The sequence below is a fragment of the Azospirillum sp. TSO22-1 genome, assembly GCF_003116015.1.
GTDB lineage: Bacteria > Pseudomonadota > Alphaproteobacteria > Azospirillales > Azospirillaceae > Azospirillum.
The window spans coordinates 1-10707 of the sequence record NZ_LGQZ01000078.1 but is presented as its reverse complement, the minus strand read 5'-3'; the positions used below and the strand labels follow the sequence as shown (position 1 = coordinate 10707).

Below are 10707 nucleotides of genomic sequence, written 5' to 3'. Positions count from 1 at the left end.
GACGGTGGCCCCCGCGCTCCACGGCAGGATCACGGCCGCGATGCGCAGGAAACGGGCGGGGTTGGCGAAACGGTGCATGGGATCGGGTCTCCCTTCAGGCCGCGCCGAGCTGGATCATCGGGCCGGACGCTGGAACGATGTGGGCGGCGAGCGCGCCGGAGGCGGCGAAGCAGGTGCCTGCCCGCTCCGTCGGCAGCACGCACAGCGCCGTGGACAGCGCGTCGGCCGTGGTGGCGTCGCGCGCGACGACGGTCACCCGGCGCGCCTCGCGGCTGCTGCGTCCGGTGGCCGGGTCGAAGATGTGGTGGTTGCGGCCGGACACGTCGAACGGCGTGCCCAGCCCGCTGGAGGTGGCGACCGCCCGGTCGGAGAGATCAAGGGCGAGGTCCTCGCCCGGCCCCTCGACGGCGATGCGCCACGGCGTGCCGTCAGCGCGGGGGCCGAGCGCGCTCAGCTCGCCCATGTCCACCAGTACGTGGCGGAAGCCCTGGCCGCGCAGCAGGTCGGCGATGCGGTCGGTGATGTAGCCCTGGGCGATACCGTTCAGCGTCACCGCCATTCCCGGCTTCGAGAAAATTATTCCCCGTGCGGAGAACGCCAGCCCGTCCATTCCCACCGCCGCGCGCGCCGCGGCGACGGCGGCCTCGTCCGGTCCGACCGGGTCGGCGCCGGGGGTGGCGAAGTGCCGGGAATGAAGATCCCACAGCGGCTGCACCGTGGGGTCGAAGGCGCCGCCGGACAACGCGTGGACACGCCGCGCCGCCTCCAGCACCTCCACCAGTTCGGACGGCGGGGCGTCCAGGCGGCCGTGGCGGTTGAGACGGGACAGCGCCGAGTCCGCCTGGAACAGGCTGAAGACCCGCTCCAGCCGCGCCAGTTCGACCAGGCACAACCCGATGGCGCGCGCCGCCTCCGCGTGCCCGGCGCCCTGCAGCGTCAGGCTGGCCTCGGTGCCCATGACGGCGCCGGTCCAGCGCACCGCGTCCCCGGCGCGCGCGGCGGGCGCCAGACTGCTCAGGCCGGCGGCGGCGGCGATGGTCAGGAAGCGGCGGCGGGTCAGGTGCATGGGTGCGGGTCTCGGCAAGGAACGCATGCTTGCGATGCACACGGCGCGCCAGCGTCACAGGGGGCATGGCATGCCCGTTGCTACCTCACCCAGATCCGGCGCCCCAATCGTTTTCCCGCGAGCCCCCACCCGATGTCATCGGCCGAGCCAGAGACCGTCCCGCGCCGCTCCCGGCGATGCGCCGCTCTCGCGCTGGCCGCGCTGGCGCTGCTGCCGGCCGGCGCGGAAGCGGTGGAGGCGTGGCGGTTCCTCGCCCCGCACGGCTACACGGTCACCGCGCACTTTCCGCTGGACCGCAAGGTCCATGGTGTCGATGGCGCCCTGGAAATGATGATCGACGGCCGCATCCCCGGCCCACTGCGCCGCGAGTACGAGCAGATGTACTGGTTCGGCACCACCGCCGTCCCGGCCGTCGAGCGCTCCGTCCTCGGCCAGTGGCTGATCCCGGCGCAGCTGCGCATCGTCGACCGCCGGGGCGGCACGCTGGCCGAGCTTCCCCTCAACTCCCCGTTCGCCAACCTGCTGCCGGTGGCGCTGACCTCGGTGCGGTCCGACGAGTTCCTGGTGCTGGTGCACCAGGGCGGCTTCGGCTCCTTCAACGGCACCCAGGGCTTGGCCGTGGCGGTCGTCGACGGCCGCATCCGGCCGCTGCGCGCCACCGACGCGCTGACCGGGGAGGAGCTTCCGGTCGAGCTGCAGCACGCCGGCACCTCCGACTGGCGCATCCTGCCCGGCCCGGCCGGCGCCGAGATCCTGCAGCTGTCCTGCACCCCCGACGACGTCAGCGAGGAAGGCTTCCGCGAGGTCTACGCGCTGTACCGCTTCGCCCGCGGCGCGTGGATCTACGAGACACGTCTTGACCGCGGCTACTGCACGTGGCACGGCGAATTTCCACCCCGCGAGCTTTTCCCCTGAGCGCAGGCCATGCTGGACCAGATCCTCATCAATCCCGCCGTGCAGAGCGGCCTGCTGCCCCTGGCCCTCGCCCTCGTGCTGTGTCTGGCGGCACGCCCTCTCGGGCTGCGCTGGGGCGCCGCCGTCGCCATGGGCGCCGCCTACCTCGTCTCGCACCTGATCACGCTCGGCCTGCCGCCGCTGCCGCCGGTGTCGGCGCAGCAGAAGCTGCTCTACGCCGCCGTCGGGCTGCTGGCGCTGGGCATCGCGCTGGACGCCGCCCACGCGCGCCGGACACCGCGGATAGCGGTCATGGCGCTGGCGCCGGTCGCGGCGCTGGTGTGGCTGGCCCTCCCGGTGCTGATGCGCGGCGCGGCCCTGCTCACGTGGCTGGAGCTGACCGGGGCGGCGCTTGGCGCCGTCGTGTTCATGGCGCGGCTGGAGCAGCAGGCGGACAAGGGCGTGACCCTGCCGGTCACCCTGGTCGCCGCCGCGGTCGGCACCGGCGTGGTCGCCCTGCTCGGCGGTTCGGCGTCGATCCTGCAGCTGGCGCTCGCCGTCGCCGCGGCGACCGGCGGCTACCTGCTGGCCAACTGGCCGCGCCAGCGCCAGCCGGTCGGCGTCGCGGCGCTGGGGCTGGCCGCGCTGGTGCCGGTGCTGGCCGGGCAGCTGCTGCTGTTCACCAAGGCCTCCCCCCTGGCGGTGGCGCTGCTGCTGCCCATCGCCTTCGCCGACGCGCTGGCCGACCGCGCGCCGGTCCCCGCCGCGCTGCGGCCGGTGCTGCTGGGCGCCCTGTGCCTCGTCCCGTTCCTGCTGGCGGTCGCCGCCGCGTGGTTCGGCGCCGAGACGCCGGGCGCCTACACCGGCTGATCCCCTCCCCCACGGAAGGTTCCATCATGAGAGTCCCCGCCCTCCTCGCCGCCGGCCTGCTCGCCGCGTTCGTCGCCCCGGCCGCCGCGCAGGAGCACGTCCACCAGGAGCGCGCCGCCTACCAGGACCCCTGGATCAAGGGCACCCCCGCCGATCCCAGCGAGGAGTGGCTGATCGCCTTTGGAGGCCGCATGTACGACCAGTGGGCGGAGATCCTCGACCAGAACCTGCCGGCGCGCACGCACGTCTCCTACCCCAAGGGCGGCCCGGCCAAGGGGGCCGACACATGGCGCTGCGTCGAGTGCCATGGCTGGGACTACAAGGGCGCCGACGGCGCCTACAAGAGCGGCGCGCACGCCACCGGCATCAAGGGCATCGCCGGCATGGCCGGCGCCGATCCGGAGGCGGTCGTGACCATCCTGCGCAACCCGACGCACCGCTACACCCCCGACGTGATGCCGGACGCCGCGGCCCGCCGCCTCGGCCTGTTCGTCGCCAAGGGGCAGGTCGACACCACGCGCTTCATCGACCCGGCCACCGCGAAGTTCAAGGGCGACCCGGCGCGCGGCAAGGCGATGTTCCAGAACCTCTGCGCCACCTGCCACGGCTACGACGGCAAGGCGCAGAACTTCGGCAGCACAAGCGCCCCGTCCTTTGTGGGCACCGTCGCCGTCGAGGACCCCGCGCGCCTGCTGCACAAGATCCGCAACGGCCGCCCCGGCGAGGCGATGCCCGCCAACATCTGGATGGAGCCGGAGACGCTGGCCAACCTCGGCGCCTACGCCCAGACGCTCGACACGAAGTAGTGCGGCAATCCGTCTCCGCCCGAGGGAGGACAACCCGGCCGTGCCTCCCTGCCCTCTGGGTCATGGAGGCGGCCGGGCACTTCCGTTAATATCTGGTCAACCAAACGAGCCGTTCGGCAAGGAACCGGGCTCATGGGAGGAAACGGTGGAGGGTTAGCGATCCAGCCCCGGCCATGACGGCCGGCTTCGGCCGTTCCGGCGCGTTCCGTCACCGGTGTCCCGACGGAGCCAGGCCGGGGCTGGACCCCTTCCCGCCGCCCCGCGCACGACCAGACGCACGAGAGCACGAGATGCCCCGCCCCGTACCGGAGCCGGCCCTGGCCGATCTCCTCGACGACCCGATCCTGCACCTTCTGCTGGAACGCGACCGGATTTCCCACGACGGCCTGCTCGACCTGATCGACGCCGTGCGCGAGCGCCTGCGCGCCCGCACATCCGACGGGATGCACTGAGCAGGGAGAGGGCAAACCGCCCCCTCACTCCCGGCTCAGCGCCATGACCACGTCGAGGATCTTCCCGTTCGCCTGCTCGACGCTGCGGATGGCCGCCTTGACGTCGCCGGTCTTGGCCTGCGCCTGCGCGGCGTCAGCCAGCTTGGCCGCGTCGTCGCGGGCGGCGATCAGGCGGGCGCGCTGCGGCGCGGCCAAGCCGGAGTCCAGCGCCCGCGCGATCAGCTCGCGGTTGCCTTCGAAGCGCGCGGTCTCGAAGCGCAGTTCGTCCTGCGGCGTGCGGAAGACGCGGCTGTAGGTCACCGTGTCGTTGGAGCGCAGGCGCACCACCGCGGCCTCCAGCTTGCCGTGCGCCTCGACCAGCGGGCCCAGCGCGTCGCGCGGCTTGCCGGCGTCGGCGAGCGTGCGCGCCTGTGCCACCAGCGCCTCCACCTTCGGCATGTCGACGACGCTGGCCAGTGCCGTGCCCTTCAGCCGCACCGCCTCGCCCAGCGCCTCCTTGTAGACGCCGATGCCCTCCATCAGCTCGCCGACGCGGCGGCGGCTCTCGGCCTGGGCGACCAACCCGTTCGGCCCGGCCGATAGGTTGTTCTGCGCCAGATGGCGCAGCGCCGCCGACAGCAGCTGGTCGGCCTCCGGCCCCTTGCCGGCCTTCACCGCCTCCTCCGCCTGGCCGCGCAGCCGCAGCGGCTCGTCCAGCGACCCGCCGAGCGCGCGGGCGCGCTCGATCAGTTGGTCCACGAAGCGGAACTTCTGCGGCAGCAGGTCGCGCGGCGGTTCGGCGGCGTGCGCCGCGGCCGTCAGGAGGGCCACCGCGACCGCCGTCGCGCACCCCGTCCGCCTCGTCCGATCCTTCATCTTTCCTCTCGTCCCTTCTCCAAACCCGTGTCGCGTGCGCCATATCCCTGGCGAGGCCGCAAGGAGACCCGTAATGAGCGCGTTCGGACGGCTGTGCGCCGCCCTCATCCTCGTGCTGTTCCCCGTCCAGGCCGGCGCCGCCGACCCTCCGCCGGAGGTCGACGCCCTGATCCGCAGGAGCGCCGACGCCTACGGCGGCGAAGCGGCGCTCCAGGGCTTGCAAGCCATGCGCCAGCGCGGCCGGCTGACCTCGCTGCGCACCGGCGCCGAGGGACCGGTGGAGCGCGTGTTCCAGCGCCCCGACCGCTTCCGCATCGACATCCGCACCCCCGGGCAGGCGCCGGAGGTGCGCGTGCTCGACGGCGCGCGGGCGTGGAAGGACGGGGCGGAGGCGCCGAGCCCGCTGCGCCAGTCCATCGTGCTGCAGGCGGTGCGCTTCGGGCTGCCGCTGATCCTGCTGGAGAAGCGCGCGGCGGTCATGGACCTCGGCCGGGTCACCGATCAGCAGGGCAACGCGCTGCGCGCGCTGGCGGTGCCGGTCGGCGAGGGCATGACGCTGGTCGCCGACCTCGACCCGGAGAGCGGGCGCATCCTGCGCTCGCGCGGCATCCTCAGCATGGGCGGCGCCACCATGGAGTTCGCCACGCTGTACGACGCCTTCCGCGACGTGAACGGCGTGCTGATCCCGTTCCGCGAGCAGCACTACGCCATGGGCATGAACACCGGCGCCACGGTGCTGGACGCGGTCGAGGTCAACCCCGCCCTGCCCGCCGCTGCCTTCCGGCCGTGAACGCTCAGGGGATGTTGGCGCAGGCGGTCTTCATCCAGTCCTTGCCGTAGGTGCCGCTGGTCGGGCCGCAGTCGGTGTCGGCCCACTGGCCGCTTTTCTTCCAGTTCCGCACCCGCAGGATGGCGCCCATATAGTACGGCGCCCGGTAGTAGCGCTTGCCGGAGAAGCTGACGCTGGTGCCCGCCGCCAGCCCGACCTCCGGCCCGACGTCGTTCAGGTTGGCCAGCAGCGCCTTGTTCTTCCAGCCGTGCGGCACGCCGACGTGGCAGTAGGTGCACCTGAACTTGCTGGTGTTGCCGCTGTTCACGTTGGCGATGCGGTCGTTGTGGTAGGCGTGCAGGTTGTCCTTGCCGGTGCTGTTGTCCCAGAAGCCGCTGCGCACCGTGGCGTTCTTGCTGGTGTAGTCGGCCGCCTTGTGACAGTGGAAGCACAGGTCGTTGGTGGCGCCCGAGCCGGTGTTGTCGCTGAACGGCGCCTTCAGGATGAACTTGTTGCCCGAGCCATGCGGCCCCCAGGGGTTGCCGTTCTCGTTGGCCGCCGAGTTGTTGTCGGGCACCACCGTTCCCGTCGTCGTCACCGAATTGCCGTGGCAGTCGGTGCAGTACATGGTCTGGCTGCCCACCGCCTTGCTGAACGGGCCGAGCCAGGTGTTGGCGCTCATGCTGTTGCGGGTGGTGGTGTCGCGGCCGGTGGAGGTCATCACCGGGTGCCAGGAGCGGTGGTTGTTGGTGACGCCGCCGGTGCCGGTCTGCTCGCCCCTGTCGTTGGTCGGCCCCTGGAACTCCATCGCCTGGTTCGTGTAGAGCGTCGATCCGGTCCAGGTGCCGCCGTTCTCCGACTGCGTGAAGTACTGCGTCGTGCCGCCGCTCGACGAGCCGAGGATCGGCGGGTTGGTGCCGTAGGCGTAGTTGGAGTGGCACTTCAGGCAGATCTGGTACTCGCGCGTCACGTAGGTCTGGTCGACGTCGTTGGCGATGCTGACCCCGGGATCGCCGCGCTTCACCGTGAAGCCGGTCGGGTTGTTGCCGAAGGCGTTGGTCAGCGTGCCGCCGTAGGTCGGCTCGACGCCCCACGACCCGCGCAGCGCGCCGGAGATGATGTTGGTGTGGGCGGTGTTGCCGGCGTCGTCGTGGGTGTGCGTGCCCGCCGTGCCGGCGGTGCTGGAACCGTCGAACTGCTTGGCCTTGCGCACCCGGTGCGGGTTGTGGCAGTCGGCGCACTCGACGTGGCGGTCGCCCAGCCTGGCCTGGGTCTCGATGCCGTCCTTGCCGGACAGCGCGGCGCCGGTACCGATGTCGTGCGCCTCGGCGGTGCCGGTGTTGATCGGCATGTGCGAGCCGGGCGCGGCCATCTCGAAGTCGGTGCGCACGTTCGGCACCTCGGTCACCGTGGCCAGCACCGTGTTGCCCGACGCCGAGTGGCAGGTGTAGCAGACCTCCTCCGACTTGGCGTTGCCGGCGCCATCGGCGCCGCCGCGCAGCAGGCGGCGCGCGCCCTGGATGGTGTGCGTGTCGTGGCAGTTCAGGCAGCTCGCCTGCCACACCTTGGTGCCGCGCGGGAAGCCGCGGGCGTCGGCCGCGGCGTCGGTGTACTGCTCGTTGGCCGAGGTGCTGTTGGCGTGCGCGCTCTCCGCATAGCCTTCCTTGGTGTGGCAGGCCAGGCAGATGATGTCGTTGGTGACGTTGAAGGTGGTGCCGCTCGGCTCCGCGTTCTTCTGCGTGCGGTTCAGGCGCAGGAACTTGCGGTTGGCGTCGGCCGGGTCGTAGAGGTGCGGGTCGTGGCAGGTGGTGCACTGCATCTGCCCGTTCTCCAGCGGCAGCGTCGGCCGGTAGCCGACGGCGCGGCTGTCGATCATCCGCGGGTTGCCGCCGGACAGGGTGGGCTTGCGCAGTTCGCCGTCCCGGGTGGCCAGCGCGTCGTCGTAGGTGAAGGAGATCGGGTGGTCGTTGGTCAGGTCGGTGCCGAGGCGGCGGGTGTAGCCGCTGGTGGCGCCGCCGCCCACCGGCATGCAGCCGGCCGAGCCGTCGGCGCAGTTCGACGTGCCCTGCATGCTGGCGGTCTGGTTGGGCTTGCCGTTCAGCACGCTGATCTGGCCGATGGCCAGCGTGCCGTCGTGGCAGGACAGGCAGAGCTTCGAGCTGCCGCCCGGTTGACCCAGCCCCGTCGCGTCCAGCGACGACGAGCTGTACGGCGTGTAGGTCTGGGTGGAGAGCTTGCGGTTCCACAGCGGGCCGGCCGCCGCCCCCTGGGCGTCCTTGGTGGCGGCGTGCGGCGTGTGGCAGAAGACGCAGACCTGATCGACGTCGGTGGAGCGCACGGTGTTGCCGGCCGGCGCGTTCTTCGACAGGTTGTGCTTGGTCTGGCGGATGTTCGACCCGGTGCTCTGCGCCAGCGCGTCCGACGGCAGCGCCGCCCCCGCCAGGGCGGCGAGCAGCAGCAGTCCGGCGACCACGCCCCGCGCGGCGGCGCCCAACCGCATCAGCCCCTTCGTTCCGATCGCCATCTTCGGTCCACCATCAGCGGGCACCGCGTCCGGCGCCCCTCCATCCCTTTGAGTATGCAATTTTTATTCCCCCGATGCAGCCACCGTCCTGCGTCCTTTTCCGGCCGCCGCGTTCCCGGATTCCGGAATCCGCGCGGGATCCGCCATTCCCGAATCCGGAGAACAGGCTTTACAGCCCCGGCCAAACCGGGCACAGGGGTGCGTCCGAGCCGCCTTTCATCCGGTGCTGCCGTGGACACCGTCGCCCTGCCCTTCCAGGACCCCGCCGCCGCCTTCCGCCGCTTCGCGGCGCGGCCCTACGCCATGCTGCTCGACAGCGCCGCCGACGCCGGCGGGCGCGGCCGCTTCTCCACCATCGCCGTCGAACCGGCGCGGGTGATCGAGGCGAGCGGCGCCGACGCCTTCGCCGCGCTGGAGCGCGAACTGGCCGCCCGCCGTGGCGGCCCCGGCTGCGCCGTGGGGATCCTCGGCTACGAGTTGGCGCAGGGGCTGGAACGGCTGCCGGCACGGCACGGCAACCCGGCGGGCCTGCCCGACATGGTGGTCGGCCTCTACGACACCGTCGCCGTGTTCGACCACCACGAGCGCCGCGCCTGGGCCGCCGGCCCCGACGCCGGGGCGCTCGCCCGCCGGCTCGCCGAACCGCCGCCGGCCGCCGAGGCGGTGACCGCCACCGCGCCGTGGACGCCCGACCTCGGCCGCGACGCGTATCTCGCGCGGGTGCGGCGGGTGATCGAGTACATCTTCGCCGGCGACATCTTCCAGGCCAACTTCACCCAGCGCTTCACCGCGCCGCGCCCCGCGGGCGTCGGCGCCTACGCGCTGTACGAGCGGCTGCGCGCGCTCAACCCGGCGCCGTTCGCGGCCTTCCTCAACTGCGGCCCGGCCCTGCAGATCGCCAGCGCCTCGCCCGAGCGCTTCCTGCGCCTGTCGGCCGATGGCCGCGTCGAGACCCGCCCGATCAAGGGCACCCGCCCCCGCCACGCCGACCGCGCCGCCGACCGCGCCGCGGCCGAGGAACTGCTGGCCAGCGTCAAGGACCGCGCCGAGAACCTGATGATCGTCGACCTCATGCGCAACGACCTGGCGCGGGTGTCGGAGGTCGGCTCGGTCAAGGTGCCGGAACTGGCCGGGCTGGAGAGCTTCGCCACCGTCCACCACCTCGTCTCCGAGGTGACGGCGCGGCTGCGTCCGGGCCTCGGGCCGGTGGATCTGCTGCGCGCCGCCTTCCCCGGCGGCTCGATCACCGGCGCCCCGAAGGTGCGCGCCATGGAGATCATCGACGAGCTGGAGGCCTCGCGCCGCGGCGCCTATTGCGGCAGCGTGGTGCGCATCGGCTACGACGGATCGATGGACAGCAGCATCGTCATCCGCACCCTCACCATCACGCCGGACACGGTGGTCGCCCAGGCCGGCGGCGGCATCGTCGCCGATTCCGACCCGGCGGCGGAATGGGAGGAGATGCTGGTCAAGATCCGGCCGCTGCTGGCCGTGCTGGGAGGGCGCATCGCATGACCGAGGTCTGGCTGAACGGCGTCATCGTCCCGGAGTCCGAGGCCCGCATCGCCCCGGCTGACCGTGGCCTGCTGCTCGGCGACGGGCTGTTCGAGACGCTGCGGGTGAGCGGCGGCCGGCCGTTGCGCCTGGACCGCCACCTCGCCCGCCTGCGCGCCGGAGCGGAGATCCTCGGCTTGGCCGTCCCGCTCGACGACGCCGGCCTCGCCGCCGCCATGGAGCGGCTCCTAGAGCGCCGCGGCCTGTCGGAGGCGTCGCTGCGCCTGACGCTGACCCGCGGCCCCGGCCCACGCGGCCTGCTGCCGCCGGCCGAGCCGACGCCGACGCTGCTGATCACCGCCGCCCCTCGGACGCCGCCGCTGCCGCCGGCCCGCGTGGTGGTGGCGCGGGAGACCCGGCGCAACGAGCACTCGCCGCTTTCCCGCATCAAATCGCTGAGCACCCTCGATGGCGTGCTGGCGCGGCAGGAGGCAGCGCGGCGCGGCGCCGACGACGCGCTGCTGCTCAACACCGCCGGCCGGGTCGCCGAGGCGTCGGCGGCCAACCTGTTCCTGTGGCTGGACGGTGCCCTGGTGACGCCGCCGGTGGCTGAAGGCGCCCTGCCCGGCGTGCTGCGCGCCGCGGTGCTGGAGGCGTTTCCCGTGGCGGAACGGCCGGTGACGGTCGAGGACCTTGCGCGCACCGAGGAAGCCTTCCTGACCAGCAGCCTCGGCGTCCGTCCGGTGGTGACGGTCGATGGCCGGACGCTCGGCGACGGCCGGCCCGGCGCGCGGACGACGAAGATCGCGGCAGCCGTGTAATGCGGTCAGCGTTTCGGCTCACCAGTGTGATCGCGGCCTGACGTGAGCGCGTTCACAATGCGCTCTGGCACGGGTTCCGTGAGGGCCGGATTGTACATCGCCGACAGGTGACGGCGGATGTCGCGATCAAGCTTGTCGCGCAGGGGTGCGGCGGGG

10 protein-coding genes are annotated in these 10707 nt (G+C 72.6%); 7 read left to right on the top strand and 3 right to left on the bottom strand.

Translation table 11 applies throughout. The features are described 5' to 3' along the window. Nucleotides 1-94: 94 nt before the first annotated feature. Nucleotides 95-1066: an FAD:protein FMN transferase gene (locus TSO221_RS20400; RefSeq protein WP_158284154.1), complete on the bottom strand. Its 972-nt coding sequence runs from the start codon at nucleotides 1064-1066 to the stop codon at nucleotides 95-97. A 132-nt stretch (nucleotides 1067-1198) separates the two neighbouring features. Here TSO221_RS20400 and TSO221_RS20395 point away from each other — a divergent pair, with 132 nt between their 5' ends. The 4 genes from TSO221_RS20395 to TSO221_RS35545 all read left to right on the top strand — a co-directional run bounded on the left by TSO221_RS20395 (nucleotide 1199) and on the right by TSO221_RS35545 (nucleotide 4088). Beyond that, nucleotides 1199-1981, top strand: coding sequence for a hypothetical protein (locus TSO221_RS20395; RefSeq protein WP_109120361.1), 783 nt, complete (start codon nucleotides 1199-1201; stop codon nucleotides 1979-1981). Nucleotides 1982-1990: 9 nt separating this feature from the next. Further along, nucleotides 1991-2830: a hypothetical protein gene (locus TSO221_RS35550; protein WP_109120360.1), complete on the top strand. Its 840-nt coding sequence runs from the start codon at nucleotides 1991-1993 to the stop codon at nucleotides 2828-2830. 26 nt (nucleotides 2831-2856) lie between these two features. Further along, nucleotides 2857-3636 carry a c-type cytochrome gene (locus TSO221_RS20385; RefSeq protein WP_109120359.1) on the top strand — a complete coding sequence of 260 codons (780 nt, stop codon included), beginning with the start codon at nucleotides 2857-2859 and terminating at the stop codon, nucleotides 3634-3636. A 290-nt stretch (nucleotides 3637-3926) separates the two neighbouring features. Then, nucleotides 3927-4088: a hypothetical protein gene (locus TSO221_RS35545; RefSeq protein WP_158284153.1), complete on the top strand. Its 162-nt coding sequence runs from the start codon at nucleotides 3927-3929 to the stop codon at nucleotides 4086-4088. 24 nt (nucleotides 4089-4112) lie between these two features. On the opposite strand, the gene TSO221_RS20380 is transcribed toward TSO221_RS35545, so the two are convergent. Next, complete coding sequence (locus TSO221_RS20380; RefSeq protein WP_109120358.1) at nucleotides 4113-4898, bottom strand: hypothetical protein; 786 nt, start codon at nucleotides 4896-4898, stop codon at nucleotides 4113-4115. A gap of 118 nt (nucleotides 4899-5016) precedes the next feature. Here TSO221_RS20380 and TSO221_RS20375 point away from each other — a divergent pair, with 118 nt between their 5' ends. Then, entirely contained in the window at nucleotides 5017-5733 is a 717-nt protein-coding gene (locus TSO221_RS20375) for a hypothetical protein (protein WP_109120357.1), read from the top strand. 4 nt (nucleotides 5734-5737) lie between these two features. Here the strand turns inward: TSO221_RS20375 and TSO221_RS20370 are convergent, their stop codons facing one another. Beyond that, the gene (locus TSO221_RS20370) at nucleotides 5738-8236 is read right to left on the bottom strand and encodes a cytochrome c3 family protein (protein ID WP_199229550.1); all 2499 of its coding nucleotides are present in this window, start codon (nucleotides 8234-8236) and stop codon (nucleotides 5738-5740) included. 231 nt (nucleotides 8237-8467) lie between these two features. Between TSO221_RS20370 and pabB the strand changes: the two genes are divergently transcribed. After that, nucleotides 8468-9751, top strand: coding sequence for an aminodeoxychorismate synthase component I (gene pabB, locus TSO221_RS20365; RefSeq protein ID WP_247878152.1), 1284 nt, complete (start codon nucleotides 8468-8470; stop codon nucleotides 9749-9751). Then, a complete protein-coding gene (locus tag TSO221_RS20360; RefSeq protein WP_109120355.1) occupies nucleotides 9748-10551 on the top strand; it encodes an aminotransferase class IV in 804 nt (267 codons plus the stop codon). The genes pabB and TSO221_RS20360 overlap by 4 nt, the downstream gene beginning before the upstream one ends. The last annotated feature ends 156 nt before the right edge of the window (nucleotides 10552-10707 follow it).

Coding starts and splice junctions, on each gene's coding strand:
- TSO221_RS35545 (WP_158284153.1), top strand. CDS start 3,927: ATGCCCCGCCCCGTACCGGAGCCGGCCCTGGCCGATCTCCTCGACGAC.
- TSO221_RS20360 (WP_109120355.1), top strand. CDS start 9,748: ATGACCGAGGTCTGGCTGAACGGCGTCATCGTCCCGGAGTCCGAGGCC.
- TSO221_RS20395 (WP_109120361.1), top strand. CDS start 1,199: ATGTCATCGGCCGAGCCAGAGACCGTCCCGCGCCGCTCCCGGCGATGC.
- TSO221_RS20400 (WP_158284154.1), bottom strand. CDS start 1,066: ATGCACCTGACCCGCCGCCGCTTCCTGACCATCGCCGCCGCCGCCGGC.
- TSO221_RS35550 (WP_109120360.1), top strand. CDS start 1,991: ATGCTGGACCAGATCCTCATCAATCCCGCCGTGCAGAGCGGCCTGCTG.
- TSO221_RS20385 (WP_109120359.1), top strand. CDS start 2,857: ATGAGAGTCCCCGCCCTCCTCGCCGCCGGCCTGCTCGCCGCGTTCGTC.
- TSO221_RS20375 (WP_109120357.1), top strand. CDS start 5,017: ATGAGCGCGTTCGGACGGCTGTGCGCCGCCCTCATCCTCGTGCTGTTC.
- TSO221_RS20370 (WP_199229550.1), bottom strand. CDS start 8,236: ATGGCGATCGGAACGAAGGGGCTGATGCGGTTGGGCGCCGCCGCGCGG.